Here is a 14,902-nt window from a genome sequence, read left to right on the forward strand (position 1 = left end):
CCAAAGCTGCGGACCCCGACTCCTGCCTCTGATCGCTTACATGTCGCGCTCACCGCCCGTGAACCCGAGCATGTCGCCGGCCACAGCGATCCCAGCTCCTCCAGGGAGAGCTGCAAGCTTGCCCGTGCCGGAATTCCCGAAATCCGCGACCCGCTTTGCCGCCCCTTCCAGCGTCGTCGACGGCTCGTGGGTGTCGAGCACCCACTTCTCCTGCCGAATCCCGCTCACGCCTTCCGACTTACGCCGATCCCCCACCCGCCGACACCCTCGTACCCTCCGCGCTCCCGGTGCCCTCAGCCCCTCGGCGCTCCCGCCACCGCGAGATAATCCGCCCACACGGTCTTCCCCGGGCCGTCCGGCCGCGGAATGACGCCCCATCGGGCCGCGAGACACCCCACGACCAGCAGCCCGCGACCGCTCTCCGCGAGCACCCAGGATTCATCCGCCCCCGCTCCGGCTTCCCCGCCCGCGGCGACCGCCGGCAGCCTCTCGCCCCGCGTATCGGACACCTCAACACGGAAACGAACCGTCCCGGTTTCACCCGCCGACGCGGAAACCGTCAGGCGCAGCGCGAAGTCCCGCCCCGATACGTGACCGTGCCGTACGGCGTTGGCGGCGGGCCAGCCGGGCACCACGCGGTGTGGAGGTGTAACGCATCGCGAACTCACCGATTCCGGCGGGGGTTTCGCCGATTCGGGAAAATGCCCCGGAAGAGCGGACTGTGCTGTTCATGGCCCCCACCCTCCCGGAATGAACCGCCCCGAATTCGGCGCGAAGACGGGCTACTCCCCCGCGACCATCGCCTCGTTCGAACAGGGGCGGCGCATCCCGCCGTCCGAGTTCATCGACAGGGCGGACGAGGTGCTGGGGGCGCACGGCATCCTCAAGGAGGTGAAGGAGGAGGTGGCGCGGGCCCAGTATCCGGCGTTCTTCCGGGATGCGGCGCGGTTGGAGGCAGCGGCGGTCGGACTCCACGTATACGCGACAAAGGCGGTGCCCGGTCTGTTGCAGACGCAGGAATACGCACGGGCGGTGTTCACCATGTGGCGGCCTCTGCTAGACGAAGAGACTGTCGAGCAGCGAATCGCGGCACGGCTGGACCGTCAGGAGATCTTCGCCCGGCGAGCACTGCCCACCATCAGCTTCGTCATCGAGGAGGCTCTACTGCGTCGCCCCCTCGGCGGATGGCCAGTCTTGCGAGGGCAGTTGGAGCAGATTCTGCTGCACGGTCAGCGCCGCAACGTCGAGATCCAGGTGATGCCGACCGAGCGGGAGGAGCACGCAGCACTGGAGGGGCCCTTCACCTTGATCGAAACCCGGGAAGGGCGGAGGATCGCCTATGTGGAGGCGTACAAGGACAGCCGCCTGCACACGGACCGGAAGGTGGTCCGGGAGATCGAGGAACAGTACGGAATCCTCAGGGCACAGGCACTCACGCCACGCGAATCGCTGGCCTTTGTCGAGAAGTTACTGGGAGAAGCATGAACATCGAAGAGACTGTGCGGGCCGTCCCCGAGTCAGCCTGGTTCAAGAGCAGTTACAGCACTGGTTCGGGCGGTGAATGCATCGAGATCGCATCTCACGCCGCCGCCGTACACGTCCGCGACTCGAAGGACACCACACGGCCCGCGCTGACCGTGCCCTCCGCCATCTGGGCCGCATTCGTCGGCTTCGCCATAGCCCAGGCGTCCTGACGAGCGCGGCGGCGTCTGCTTCTCTGAGGCAGGAGGGGCCGAGCGCCGCCCGAATACCCTGCCCCCTCAAACGTATTGGGGTCCGCAACCCGAAGGCTGCGGACCCCAATACGTGCGTCTAACCACTTACATCAAGCTTCAGCCTCGACCTTGTCGTACCTTCACTGGCCCGGGTGCTGGTTGGGCGGCGGCGGGAACGCCCCTGGGGCACCGGGCTGCTGCTGATACGGACCCGCCTGCTGTGGCGCGAAGCCAGGACCACCGAAGCCGCCGGGGCCACCGGGAGGCGGGCCGTTACGACCGTTCTTCTTCTGCCGGACGACGATGACGACGATGATCAGGACGACAACGAGGACACCAGCCGCGATACCCACGATGGCACCCATACCAAGGCCGCCACTGTTCGTCCCACTTGCCTGCTTGTTGCCAGCCATCGCCCCGCCCGTGCTGGCAGACGAATCCGCCTGCGGCATCTTCAGCGGCCCGTTCTTGGAGCCAGCAGGGATATCGGCGGTCAGTGCCCTCAACGGCCGGATGAAGCCATACCCGTAATGCGGGTCAGGAAGCTGAACGTCTTTCTGATCCGGGGGCAGACCAGCCGTCTTTACGAGCCGATTGACAACCTGACCGGCGGCGAGGTGAGGAAACTTCGAACGCAGGAGCGCCGCGGCAGCCGAAACGTAGGCCGTGGCGTCAGACGTACCATCGGCCAGCCGATATTGCCCAGGAGTAGCAGAAGCCGACGTGATCTGTACGCCGGGAGCCGTAAGCATCAACTGGCTACCCGAGTTGGACTTCGCCCAGACAGTTCCAGCCTTATCGACGGCTCCCACTGCAACGACCCCGGGGACAGAAGCCAAGTCGCTCAGCTTGCTCTCTCCATCATTGCCTGCGCCAACGACAACTAGGACATCCTTCTGGACCGCATAGGCCACCGCTTGCTTATCGGAATCGGTGACAGCCGCAGGATTCATCGACAGGTTGATGATCGATGCATGTTGATCGACTGCGTACCTAATCCAACTGCCAAGGCCACCAGCGTCCGTGCCAATTCCTACCTCAGGGGTAGCGACGGGAAGAATCTTTGCATCCGGAGCGAGACCCATCACACCATCGGCGCTTCCTGCACCATGCCCATGCCCGGCGATGAGCGACGCCATGGCAGTTCCATGATCACGCGTGCTCTTGCTGTCCCCGCGCCCACCATCAATGAAGCTCTTCCCAGGCAATACATTGCCTTGCAAGTCTGGATGACTTCCGTTGACGGGATCGTCGATTACTGCGACCGTGACGCCCTTGCCCGTCGACTCCTTCCATACTTTCTGAGCGTCAAATGACGTTGCCTTGAGTGGCCATTGATCATCCCGATCCTGGTCTGCCAAGGCGGTCGGGGCGGTGCCGAAGAGCAGTGCCCCCGCCACCACCGCGCCGCCCACCGCACGCAGCGTCCGCGTGAAGCTCATGCCGTACACCTCTCCCTAGCGAGATGGGGCCCGCAGCCCGAGGACTGCGGGCCCCATCTCGATTCCGCCGAGCGCTTGATCCTGACCGACAGGAACCTACTCGATGACCTTAGGCGCCACGTTACGCTCCGGCGTCCAGGTCTCCTCATCCTCTACCAGGTAGTCCGGACGCTGTCCGTTCTCGTTACCCTTGTCTTTACCCTTGGCTCCGTGAGCACCATGAGCACCAGCCATCCCCGCCGGACGACGGGCCCCTGTCGCACCCTTTTGTGTGCCGCCACGGCTACGGTGCAGGCCGGATCCTCCTTGCCCGCCGGCTCCAGCCTTACCGCCCTTGCCACCGACGACGCCGCCCTTCTGCCGCGCCAGAGCTCCGCCCTTGCCACCAGCAGCGCCCTTAGCACCAGCGCCCTTGGCGCCGCCAGCGGCACCGCCCATACCGGGCATGCCAGCTCGGCCACCCTTTGCGCCCGCTCCAGCCCCGGCGCCACCGGCGCGAGCGCCAGCGCCAGCGCCGCCGACCATGCCCGGCATACCAGCACCGCCGACACCCGGACCGGAGCCTCCGCCGACACTGCCGGGGCTTCCCAAACCGCCGGAACCTACGCCTCCACCAAGACCGCCGCCGATTCCCCCAGCACCTGCGCCACCGCCAACCGCGGGACCACCGCCTCCAGTGAAGCCGGAAAGTCCGGTTCCAATTTGGGGTGCAGGCGTCTTCGACATGCCGCCGATGCCGCCGTCAATTCCGTTCGGTCGCGGCGGTTCCATCGGCTGCGGGGTCTTAAACCCGCCGCCCTTCATACCGGGGATGTTCGCGGCTGGTCCGCCGCCCTTCGGGCCGGACGGCGTCGGGCCGAAGGCCCCAATATTCGGCATGGGCATGGGCCCAGGACCGCCATCACTGCCGTCATGTGGCGGCTTGATGTCGCCGTCGTCAACCCGAGTTCCGCCCAAGGCCTTAGCTCCGACCCGATACGTCGTCCCCAACTGCTCCATGTAGTGAGCAGCCTCAAGCTGACGCTTCTTGCCAAGCGACAGGCTGTGGGCGTTCTTGTTCATGGCATCCCAGATGCTCATGTTCGAGTTCTGGAGGTCGACCTTCAGCTGTGAGTCATCGCGCACATCGTCGCCGAACATGCTGCCCGCGATACCGCCGACCAAGGCTCCTCCCGGGCCAGCGATACTTCCGATCGCTGCGCCCTTGCCAGCGCCAGAACTCATCGCATCACCGGCCCAGTCTTCCGCGCTCTCCAGCTTGCTCGGCTTCTTGACAGCCTCGACGTATTTCTTCACGTCCCTCAGGTTGTCGCTGACCTGTCGAAGGACCTCGCCGGTGTTGTGCGGATACAGAGCGAGGTTCGCGAAGTTGTCGCTGATCTTTTGCGCCGCTGCGGCGAACTGATCAGCAGAGTGCCCGTGCCAGGTTTGCAGGACCTTCGTCACTGCATCATCGAAGTGCTTCTTGATTCCTTCGTTCCAGCTGTCACCGACGAGGGAGACTCGAACCTTCTTCCAGCTCTCGGCGACGGCACTGACCTCACCTGGGTCGCTTCCCGCCACCATCTTCTTGAGGTCCTCGAGTCCCTTTTCGGTGAACTGAGGACGAGCCTCAAGGACGTCGTGGCCCACTTCCTTGGCCTCGCCCGACCCCTTGGCCGGCTTCTTAGGCGGCGCCGGCACGTGGACCTGTGCCGGCTTGAACTCACTGTCCTTCGATGCCATCTGCTGTCCCCCACTCCATCATCGAACATGCCCTATCTGTCACGGCGATCCGCCGGTGGTGCAACTGCCTGCTCAGCTCATGCCGACCGAGTTCTCGGCTTCCGCGTCCTGGTACGCGCCCCTGACCTTGGACGACTTCTTCCCGAACGTGTCGACGAGGGTCTCGACCTTTTGCATCATCTTTTCGATGTCGGCCTTCATCTTGTCGTGAGCGCCGTAGAGCTGTGCTTCCTCCTTGAATCCCTCGCCCAGGGATCCTTTCGGCAGATAGGTGCTGTTCGCCGCCGTGCTCTTGGAGTCGCCCATCTCCTTGAGGACATGGTTGAGTTCCTTGATGACCTGGTCCAAGGCGTCCAGATCAACGCCGTATTCGTTACTAGCCATGCTTGGCCTCCCCGTGTGTACTGAAACCAGTCTTACGTCGCCAGTCGCGGATCGCGACGGCGGAGCCGGCTACCGCACAGACGGCGAGTAGTGCGCCGCCCATGATGTAGATGGCGATGCGGGACGTTCGTTCCTGGTCCGTCTCGCCGAGGCTGACGGCAACCGGTTGGATGTTGGAGGCGCCGGCCGCACCGGTGGACTTGTCCGGCGTGGGCGGGCCGGTGGGCCGCGTGTTGTCGTTGAGGGCGGCGACCGGGTTGATGACGCCCCAACCGATGTTGTCGTCGCGGCCCTTGCGGACGCGGTCGGCGGTCTGCTCCAGGTGCGAGATGATCTGCGCCGGTCCCCACGCCTCCTTGTCGTTCTGGTGCTTGGCGATCAGGAGGGCCGCGGCGCCGGCCGCGTACGGCGAGGCGAAGCTGGTGCCCTGATCGACGCAGTTGCCCCCGAGCGGGACCGTGGAGACCATGTCCACGCCAGGGGCGGCAACGCCGACGAAGGGGCCGGCCTGGGAGAAGGGGGCCCGTTCGTTGTTGCGGTCGGAGGCGGCTACGGCCAGGACGTTGTCGAACTCCGTGCTGAACGCGGCGGGGTAGACGTTCTTCTCCGCACCGCTCGCGCCGCTGTTGCCTGCCGCGGCGACGATCAGGATTTTGTGGTCTGCGGCATTCTTGACCGCGGCCTTGAGCGTCGGCAGCAGTGCTTCGCTGGCCGCGGTGCCCTGCGAAATGTTGATGATGTTGACACGGTCGGTTACCGCGTCGTCGATGGCCTTGGCAAGGCTGTCGGCGGTACCGGCCTTCTCGTCGCTGGTCTGCTGGTACGGGATGACCGTGGCCTCGGGCGCCAGGCCGTAGAAGCCCGAAGTGGACTGGGGGCGGGCGGCGATGATGCCGGCGACCTTGGTGCCGTGGCCGACCTTGTCCTGGGTCGGATTGCCGCCCACGTAGGACTTGCCGGAGCCCCCGATGGCGCCCTGGAGCTGCTTGTTGCCCGCGTCGATGCCGGTGTCGATGACGGCGACCTTGATGCCCTGCCCCTTGTTGCCGCCGGCCCACATCTGGTTGGTGAGCAGGCGCTGGAGGGACCAGGGGGTCTCTTTGATGTCGTCGGTGCCGAACTTGCACTCACCGCTCTGAAGCGGGGTGTTCTCGTCCGCGACCGCCGGCGCGGCGGCGGCACTCGACAGGCCGACGATGCACGCTGCCGTGACCAGTGCGCCCGTCGCTCGGCGACGGTGCCTGGCTCGTTGACCAATGGCGCGAGATCCCACGGGTTGTCTGCTCTCCATATGTGGCGGGTAGGGCGGGGCGAGGGGTTTGAACGGTGCTGGGTGAGGAAGTGGTGGAGAACGGGGAAGCCTGGTGTGGATACCCCTGGATCACGTAGCCGGACGGCAGAAGGGCGAGCGCACATGCCGCGCGCTCGCCCTCAATAACCACTGTGCGAGCCGTCGTTGGGCTGCTCAGCCGTTTGCCATCCGTACTCGCGCGATGCGAGGTCAGCTGCCCCAGATACCGGCGTTCTTGTGCTCGGTGCTCTGGTAGTTCTGAGCCGCGGTGTCCAGCGCCTTGGCGATGGCCTCCAGCGTCTGCTGGAGGTGGGCGGCGCGCTGGTCCCACTCGCGCTGGCGGGCCTGGTAGCCCTCCTGCGCCGCACCTTCCCAGCTCGCGGCGACCTTCTTGACGCCCGCCTCAAGGTCGTCGAGCTGCTGGCGGATGTTACCGGCCGTCTGGCGCACGTCCTGGCTTGCCTGCTGGATCGTCGCAAAATTAACGAGGATCTGGCCTGACATGGGGTCTCCTCAGGGAGTTGATGATGTCTGGTGATTCACTTGCCGCAGTGGACGACCAGCCAGGTTCGGCTGGTCGACGGACTGCGGCGGCTGGACCGTTGCGCCGCGGTCAGCGACGCGGCCCCATCATCCGAACGGGGAGCTCCCACCGGCCTGGGCGGTGACGTGCGACATCGACTGCGCCTGGTCCTCTTCGGAGGCGACGTAGTTCTTGTTCGTCTCGTCGATGGCTTCCTTGATCTCGGCCAGCAGCTGGTTGATCCGGGTACCGTCCTCGTTCACCTGCGACTGGAGCTGGTGGTACGAGGTGGCCGCCTGGCCCTTCCAGCCCGAGGTGATGGTGTCAACGACCTGGTTCAGGCGCTGGAGCTCACCCTGAATTGCGTGATTGACCGATTCGATCTTGCCGGAGAAGGCATGCATCTCCTCCCCGGTCATTGTGAATTGACCAGCCATACCCAACGTCCCCCATGAGACTCGTACGTCATCCGCGCGGTGCCGGCCAAGGCGGTGCGCGGTGGGCGTCTCCTGCTGACGCCCCCTGCCACATTACCCACTCCACACGGTTGTTCCCAACAGGGGGGAGCGTCTTGTGACGGGATCACAACAATGTCAACTGCTCCTCGGCGGAGCGCAGTTCACGAGAAACGGGCAGATGCGGCGGTTTCGGTCACGAATTGATTGCGGGAGACCGCGGAATACGTGGCGGGGCCGCGGCCGGATCCGGACATCGCGTCGGAGCACCCGGCCGCGGACCCCGCAGAGTCCGCCGGAACGCCTCAGGATGCCTGCGGCTGGCTGGCGCTGTGGACGTCCAACGAGGGGCCCGCGGAGAGCAGCTTGGACCATGCCGACAGGAGCAGCGGCGGGTGCGCGTCCTTGTAGCCGAGGTGCAGCTGCGCCTGACCGATGTCCTGCTTGTCGCTGCCGGCCTTGGTGGCGGAGTCGTTGTTCACCGGGATCGAGTAGCGCAGTCCGGTGTCGGTGACCAGGAAGAGGCTGCCGGACTTCTGGGAGTTGGTGTCCACCTGCTGGTAGAGCAGGCCGCTGCCCGGGGTGACGTACGAGGTGGCGCCGGAGGCGATCTTGGCCGGGTAGTCCTTGCCGACCCAAGTGCTCATGTTCGGCACGCCGTTGGGGTAGCCCAGCTGCTCGGCGCCCGGGTACTTGGTGCTGGTGCCCTTGTAGACGCTGCAGGAGACGCCGTTCGGGGTGGGGCTGGACAGTCCGCCGGTCTGGGAGCCGTGCGCGAAGTCGTTGGCCGCGTTGACGGTCTCGGTGGGCCACGGGCTGTCGATGCCCGTGTTCAGGACCTTGCCGTAGAAGGTGGCCGGGCGGTTGGTGGTGGGGTCCAGCTTGGGGCGGCGGATGCTGCCGGTGGCGACGTTCACCGGCGACAGGGCCTTGCCGCTGCCACCGTTCACCTTCGCCGCGTTGTCGCCCTGCTCCAGGAGGTTGGCGACGAAGTTCGAGACCTGCTCGACGCCGTCCTGCAGGACCACGTACTTCTGCCCGTCGGCGACCTCAAGGATCGAGCCGACCTTCCGCGCCTCCGCCGGAACGTCGGTGTTGGAGACCGGGCTGCCCGCCCCGGGCACGATGGGCATGCTGATCGGGAACGGGCTCTTGACCAGCGTGTTCATGAACTCGGCGGTCACCTTCTGCGGCTCCGCCTGCGACCCGAAGATGGTCCGCCGCAGCGCGCGGTCGGACTCGGTGTCCGTGTGCTTGACGCCGCTCTTCTGGTCCATGACGCCCTGCTGCTGGTCGGCGATCATCTGGAAGGCGAAGCCGTTGTGGTCGATCAGCCACTTCACGCCGTCGGGGTCCTCGACGTAGAGCGCCTGGTGGAGGTCGAGCTTGCCCTTGCGGGTGTCGTCGATGTTCTGCTTGTCCTTGCCGTCCAGGACGAAGACGGCCTGCTGGCTCTTGCTGTTCTCGCCACTGCCGGGGCGGTCGCACACCGCCCAGGTCTTCGCCTTGTCGACCTCGGACGCGTCGGGCAGCCGGTCCGGGGCGTACGGGATGCCGATCGCGGCACCGTGCGTGATCTTGGAGTCCAGCTCGGATTCCTTGACCTTCAGGACCTGGAACTTCTGCGGGTCGAGAAGAAGTTTGGCCGATGCCAGATTCAGGATGGGGTGGAGCAGATTCTGCTTTTTGCCGTTGGCGTCCGTACTGGGCAGAACCACATAACGGGTGGTCGATTTATCCCCCACCAGGACATTCGCCCCCACCTGGTCCCACCCCTGCGGCGCCACCGGCTGGAAAATGCCCCAGGCCCCGAACCCCATGCACACCAGGGCCCCCATCACCACGCTGGGCAACACCGCTTTCAGCGGCTTGGGCGCGCTTTCGATCGAGCCGTTCGGCAGCGGCTTCAGAAATGCCGCATTCGTGCGCTTCCGTGCGAACGAATACGCATTCAGCTCGTCCCGACGTGATGCCATTGTTGCTTTCTCTCCCCGCGTGTTGGATCCACATCGACCGCCCCCGGCACTCACGCCGTAGCGCCCTCTACTATGCCGTGTATCGATCGAGCCGTACGGTACGGGTGCCACCTTCCAACGCACCAGTCCACGCAACCGTCTCAGCGGCGGCCGATCCGCCCAGAGGCACCATCACCAGTAGAGGAGCAGGCCGGGGGATGTCCAGCGCCACCAGGGCTCGACGCCGCAATGGGCGGCAACAGCAGCAACAGCCTTCCGCTGCACCGCAGTACGCGGGAAACGCGGGCCAGAACGGCACAGCGCCGGGCAACAGAGGAAACGGCGGCCGGGGCGCGGGCGGTCCGGTGTCGCCGCGGCTCCGCCAGCAGGCCGGCACCATCGGCGGCATCCGCGTCCAGCAGCTGGCCATCATCGAACTCGCCGCGGCGCTGGTGCTGGTGGGCTGGACGATCCACCCGGCCGCGCTGACCGCGGCCATCGTGGTGGCGGCCCTTCTGGTCGTGTTCGCGATCGGCCGGCGGCGGAAGATCCCGCTGCCGGAGTGGATCACCACCGTGCGCGCGATGAAGCGCCGCGGCAAGAACAGCGGCGACGCGCTCGCGGCCACCCAGGGCGTCGACCCGGCCATCGCACCGGTCGTGGAGTGCGATCCCGCGCTGCGCACCTACGAGTACACGGCCGAGGCCGACCAGCGGGCCATCGGCTTCGTCGGCGACGGCACCTTCCTCACCGCCATCGTCCAGGTGGACTCCCGCGACGAACCGCTCCGGCCGCACCGCGGCAGCCACATGCTGCCGCTGGAGCTGCTGCACACCGCGCTCGACATCGAGGACATCCACCTGGAGTCGACGCAGTTCGTCCAGTACACCCAGCCCGCGCCGGCGCCGCACCTGCCCGAACAGGCCGTCGCGGCCCGCTCGTACGCGCCGCTCCAGGCGCAGTCCCAGACGCCCGCGGTGCAGCTGACGTGGATCGCGCTGAAGCTCGACCCGGAGCTGTGCGCGGAGGCGATCGAGGCACGCGGCGGCGGGATGGAGGGCGCCCAGCGGGCGCTGCTGCGCGCCGCCGACCAGCTGGTCAGTCGGCTCACCGCGCACGGCGTGCGCGCCAGGGTGCTCGACGAGCGCGAGGTGGTGGCTGCGATCGGCACCGCGGTGTGCGTGAGCCCGCGGGCCGCCAACGGCGCGATGGGGCGGGACGGGCGGGCGGCCCGGCGCACCCAGGAGACCACCCGCGCGATGCGCTGCGACGACCGCTGGCACACCACGTACTGGATCGGCCGGTGGCCCCAACTGGGCCAGGGGGGCGCCCCGTTGGCGGCCGTCACCCAGCTGCTGACCAGCACCCGGGCGATGGCGAGCACCTTCTCGCTGACCGCCACGCACGGCGGCGGCCGGATGCCGGCGATCACCGGCTACATCCGCCTGTCGACCCGGAGCGACAACGAACTCTCCGCCGCGCAGAACGAGTTGGAGCGCCGTTCCGGATCCGCGAAGGTCGGACTCGTACGGCTCGACCGCGAGCAGCTGCCCGGCCTGCTGGCCACGCTTCCCCTCGGAGGTACCCGCTGATGGGCACTCCCACGTATCAGCCCCGTGTCAACGTCAGCAGCGACGGCTGGCGCAACCCCCCGACGGGGGCCGTCTCCGGCGGCCGCCGGCTCTCGCACCAGATGCGCCCGGAGGAGCAGCAGTCGGAGCCGACCGGCCCCAAGCCGCGCCCCGGTTTCGGCCTGCGCGGCCCGCGCCGCAACCCGCACGTCCTGACGGCCGACGCGCTGGCCTCGCTGACCCTGCCGGTCGGCGACGACGGCGTCATCATCGGCATAGACCCGCAGAACCAGCCCGCCGTGCTGAGCATGCTGCGGCCCGCGCCGATGGAGATCGCGCTGGTCGGCAGCATGTGGATGGCGCAGGTGCTGGCGCTGCGCACGGTCGCCACCGGTGCCCGGGTCGCGGTGGAGACCGCCCGGCCGCCGGCCTGGGCGCAGATGGCGCAGGCCGCCGGCGGCGGCCAGCAGTGCGTGTCGGTCCATGAGGTGCGCCAGATCGGGCCGCAGGGACCGTCGGTTTCCAGCCCCGTTCTGGTCATCCGGGACATGGGCGCCCGGCCGCCGCGCAACCAGCTCGCGCCGAGCCCCTGGCAGAGCGTGCTGACCGTGCTGCCCTTCCTCGGGCCGCGGTCGCCGCAGATGCTCGGCCGGGTCGACCTGGTCGGCCTCCAGCGGCTCTCGCCCGAGGAGGCGGAGGTGGTGACGCGCATCATGCGGCTGCCCGAGCAGGTCGGCGCGGTGCTGCCGACGCTGAGCGACAACGCCATGCTGTGGTGCCGGCGCGACGGCGACCACCAGTTCGTCATGACCCAGCCCACGGAGGCGGAGACCAACCTGCTCGGCGGGCCGCGCCGTATGGACTGACCACCATGGCGGGCCGGTTGACCGCGCGGCACGGTGTGCGGCGCGTACCCGGCCCCAGGGCACGATCTGCGGGCGCACCCGAGGGTGCGCCCGCAGGTGTGCCCACCGGGCTTGAAGACGACATGACATCGACTGCCGTTATGGGCCGACTCTTGATTAGGCTGTGGGGAGAGCCGCAGGAGCACATCACGTCGGCAGTGCACGACGGCAGTCGATACGGGGATGGAGACAAGCAGTGGTGGCGCAACCCCGGGTGGCGTATTCCGACTTCCGTGACATCCGTTCGATCCGCCTGTATCCGGTCCTGCCGTTCAGGTGCGTTGCAGTAGACCAGGAGGCACAGTGAAAGACCAGGAGGCTTTCCGTCCGGACGGGAACGATCCTGACGACGACCAGGCCGAGTTCGACCTGACCGGCGAATTCAAGATCGATTTTGCGGCTCCGGCCTGGTACGGCAGCAACGACACCAGCGGCGGCGCCGGCGCCCCCCTGGCTCCCGCGCAGAACGCGCCCGCCCCCGGGGTCCCGCAGCAGGGTGCCCCCGCCCCGACCGCGCCGCCCGGATTCCCGACGCTGACCCCGCCGGGCGCGGACGGTGCGGGCGGTGCGGGCGGCAACGCACCTGCCGCCCCTGCTGACGGATCGTCGGCTCCGATGGCGTCCGGCGACGCCCCGTCGGGCCCGGCCGCCGGCGGCGAGGCGTCCGGCGGCAACGTGCGCTCGGGCCAGGGCGTCGACCCCTCGGCCTCCCTCTGGGACGACGACGATGACCCGGAGCCGGCGGCGGCACCCGCGCCGCAGGCCGCCCCCGCGGCGCCGCAGCCGGACGCCGCGGCGGCGCCCAACGCGCCCGCGCAGACCGCCCCGACGGCCGCTGAGGCGCCGGTGGCGGCGCCCGGACCCGAGCAGCCCGCCCCGGTCGCGGCGCAGCCCGCACCGGCCGCACAGCCCGTTGCGCCGCCCGCGCAGCCCCAGCCCCAGCCCCAGCCCCAGCAGGGGATGCCCGCGCAGGGTGTGCCCCAGCAGGGCATGCCGCCGCAGGGAGTTCCGCAGCAAGGCGCGCCCTGGGCCGGCGCGGACGGCCAGCAGCAGGGTGTGCCCGCCCAGGGCGCCCCGGGGCAGGGCGCGTTGCCGCCGCTGCCGCCGGAGTTCCAGCCCGCCGACCCGCGGATGGCCCAGGCGCAGGCCCAGGCCGGGCAGCAGCCGCCGCAGGCCCAGCACCCCCAGCAGGCACAGCACCCGCAGGCGCCGCAGCAGGGTTACCCGCAGCAGGGCCAGCCGCAGCCCCAGCAGGGCGGCTACCCGCAACAGCAGCAGGGCGCCCCGGCTCAGCAGCAGCCGGCCTACGGCTACCCGCAGCCCGCGTACGGCTACCCCCAGCAGGGCCAGCCGCAGGGTCAGCCGCAGCCGCAGGGCCAGCAGCCCAACGCGCCGGCGCAGCAGCCCGCTTACGGCTACCCGCAGCCCGGCCCCCAGGGCTACCCGCAGCAGGGCCAGCAGCCCGGTTACCCGCAGCAGGCCCAGCAGCAGCCGCAGGCACAGCAGCCGCAGCAGGTCCAGCCCGCGCAGCACCAGCCGCTGCCCGGTCAGCAGGCCGCCGACCCCAACGCCGCGGCGAACTACGCCCAGTACTCCCAGCCGGGCCAGCAGCAGCCGCAGCGAGCCACCCCCGGTGCGCCGCTCGGCTACAGCGCGGCCGTCGAGCTGACCTCGGACCGGCTGCTGCGCAACCAGCCCAAGAAGCGCAAGCCGGGCGCCAACGCGCAGCCGTCCAAGTTCAAGCTGGGCGCGAAGAAGGAGCAGGAGGAGCGGCAGCGGAAGCTGGAGCTGATCCGTACCCCGGTGCTGTCCTGCTACCGGATCGCGGTCATCAGCCTCAAGGGCGGCGTCGGCAAGACGACGACCACCACCGCGCTGGGCTCCACCCTCGCGTCCGAGCGGCAGGACAAGATCCTCGCGATCGACGCCAACCCGGACGCCGGCACGCTCGGCCGCCGGGTGCGCCGCGAGACCGGCGCGACCATCCGTGACCTGGTGCAGGCGATCCCGCACCTGCACAGCTACATGGATATCCGCCGGTTCACCTCGCAATCCCCCTCGGGCCTGGAGATCCTCGCCAACGACGTCGACCCGGCCGTCTCGACGACCTTCAACGACGAGGACTACCGGCGGGCGATCGACATCCTCGGCAAGCAGTACCCGATCATCCTCACCGACTCGGGCACCGGTCTCCTCTACAGCGCGATGCGCGGAGTCCTCGACCTCGCCGACCAGTTGATCATCATCTCCACCCCGTCCGTGGACGGCGCCAGCAGCGCCAGCACCACCCTGGACTGGCTGTCCGCGCACGGCTACGCCGACCTGGTGCAGCGCGGCATCACGGTCATCTCGGGTGTCCGCGAGACCGGCAAGATGATCAAGATCGACGACATCGTGTCGCACTTCGAGACCCGCTGCCGCGGTGTGGTGGTCGTCCCCTTCGACGAGCACCTCGCCGCCGGTGCCGAGGTCGACCTCGACATGATGCGGCCCAAGACCCGCGAGGCGTACTTCCACCTCTCCGCCCTGGTGGCCGAGGACTTCGCCCGCCAGCAGCAGGCGCAGGGCATGTACGCGCAGCAGCAGATGGGCCAGCAGCAGATGGGTGGCGACCCCTACGCCCAGCAGGGCGACCCGTACGCCCAGCAGCAACAGCAGTACGCGCAGCAGCAGTACGCCCAGCAGCAGGGCCAGCAGCAGCCGCAGGGCCAGCCGCCGGCCGGCTACCCGCCACAGCAGGGCGGCTGGACCCAGCAACCGCAGCAGGGCCAGCCGCCGGCCGGCTGGCAGCAGCAACAGCCCGCTCCGGACGCGCCGTTGCCGGAACAGGGCGGCTGGACGCAGCAGCAGCCCCCGCCGCAGTGAGCGGGGCGTAGCAGCGCAAAGGGGCCGCGAAGGCCACGAAGGGGCGGGGCCCGGCAGTCAACTGCCGGGCC

The 14,902-nt window shown here is 68.5% G+C and carries 13 protein-coding genes; 5 read left to right on the forward strand and 8 right to left on the reverse strand.

Annotated features, from left to right (window positions below; translation table 11 throughout):
• Window positions 1-36: 36 nt before the first annotated feature.
• Window positions 37-201 carry a hypothetical protein gene (locus ACO1BR_RS16960; protein WP_426795899.1) on the reverse strand — a complete coding sequence of 55 codons (165 nt, stop codon included), beginning with the start codon at window positions 199-201 and terminating at the stop codon, window positions 37-39.
• 408 nt (window positions 202-609) lie between these two features.
• Between ACO1BR_RS16960 and ACO1BR_RS16965 the strand changes: the two genes are divergently transcribed.
• Window positions 610-1,485: a helix-turn-helix domain-containing protein gene (locus ACO1BR_RS16965; RefSeq protein WP_426795900.1), complete on the forward strand. Its 876-nt coding sequence runs from the start codon at window positions 610-612 to the stop codon at window positions 1,483-1,485.
• Window positions 1,482-1,694 carry a DUF397 domain-containing protein gene (locus tag ACO1BR_RS16970; RefSeq protein ID WP_426795901.1) on the forward strand — a complete coding sequence of 71 codons (213 nt, stop codon included), beginning with the start codon at window positions 1,482-1,484 and terminating at the stop codon, window positions 1,692-1,694. The genes ACO1BR_RS16965 and ACO1BR_RS16970 overlap by 4 nt, the downstream gene beginning before the upstream one ends.
• Before the next feature lie 161 nt (window positions 1,695-1,855).
• Here the strand turns inward: ACO1BR_RS16970 and ACO1BR_RS16975 are convergent, their stop codons facing one another.
• The 7 genes from ACO1BR_RS16975 to ACO1BR_RS17005 all read right to left on the reverse strand — a co-directional run bounded on the left by ACO1BR_RS16975 (window position 1,856) and on the right by ACO1BR_RS17005 (window position 9,511).
• Entirely contained in the window at window positions 1,856-3,157 is a 1,302-nt protein-coding gene (locus ACO1BR_RS16975) for a S8 family serine peptidase (protein WP_426795902.1), read from the reverse strand.
• A 96-nt stretch (window positions 3,158-3,253) separates the two neighbouring features.
• Window positions 3,254-4,882 carry a WXG100 family type VII secretion target gene (locus tag ACO1BR_RS16980; RefSeq protein WP_426795903.1) on the reverse strand — a complete coding sequence of 543 codons (1,629 nt, stop codon included), beginning with the start codon at window positions 4,880-4,882 and terminating at the stop codon, window positions 3,254-3,256.
• A 72-nt stretch (window positions 4,883-4,954) separates the two neighbouring features.
• Entirely contained in the window at window positions 4,955-5,266 is a 312-nt protein-coding gene (locus tag ACO1BR_RS16985; protein WP_426795904.1) for a hypothetical protein, read from the reverse strand.
• On the reverse strand, window positions 5,259-6,539 hold the full coding sequence (locus tag ACO1BR_RS16990; protein ID WP_426795905.1) for a S8 family serine peptidase: 1,281 nt from the start codon (window positions 6,537-6,539) through the stop codon (window positions 5,259-5,261). The genes ACO1BR_RS16985 and ACO1BR_RS16990 overlap by 8 nt, the downstream gene beginning before the upstream one ends.
• Window positions 6,540-6,767: 228 nt before the next feature.
• Entirely contained in the window at window positions 6,768-7,061 is a 294-nt protein-coding gene (locus ACO1BR_RS16995; protein ID WP_426795906.1) for a WXG100 family type VII secretion target, read from the reverse strand.
• 126 nt (window positions 7,062-7,187) lie between these two features.
• Entirely contained in the window at window positions 7,188-7,517 is a 330-nt protein-coding gene (locus ACO1BR_RS17000; protein WP_426795907.1) for a WXG100 family type VII secretion target, read from the reverse strand.
• A 323-nt stretch (window positions 7,518-7,840) separates the two neighbouring features.
• Window positions 7,841-9,511, reverse strand: a complete 1,671-nt coding sequence (locus ACO1BR_RS17005; RefSeq protein WP_426795908.1) for a type VII secretion protein EccB — start codon at window positions 9,509-9,511, stop codon at window positions 7,841-7,843.
• Between the two features lie 344 nt (window positions 9,512-9,855).
• Here ACO1BR_RS17005 and eccE point away from each other — a divergent pair, with 344 nt between their 5' ends.
• From eccE to ACO1BR_RS17020, 3 genes are all read left to right on the forward strand, one after another.
• Window positions 9,856-11,082: a type VII secretion protein EccE gene (eccE, locus tag ACO1BR_RS17010; RefSeq protein ID WP_426795909.1), complete on the forward strand. Its 1,227-nt coding sequence runs from the start codon at window positions 9,856-9,858 to the stop codon at window positions 11,080-11,082.
• The gene (locus ACO1BR_RS17015; RefSeq protein ID WP_426795910.1) at window positions 11,082-11,927 is read left to right on the forward strand and encodes a hypothetical protein; all 846 of its coding nucleotides are present in this window, start codon (window positions 11,082-11,084) and stop codon (window positions 11,925-11,927) included. The genes eccE and ACO1BR_RS17015 overlap by 1 nt, the downstream gene beginning before the upstream one ends.
• 342 nt (window positions 11,928-12,269) lie before the next feature.
• Window positions 12,270-14,831: an SCO5717 family growth-regulating ATPase gene (locus ACO1BR_RS17020; RefSeq protein WP_426795911.1), complete on the forward strand. Its 2,562-nt coding sequence runs from the start codon at window positions 12,270-12,272 to the stop codon at window positions 14,829-14,831.
• Window positions 14,832-14,902: the final 71 nt, after the last annotated feature.

The sequence above is a fragment of the Streptomyces sp. YGL11-2 genome (genome assembly GCF_050054615.1).
Lineage (GTDB): Bacteria > Actinomycetota > Actinomycetes > Streptomycetales > Streptomycetaceae > Streptomyces.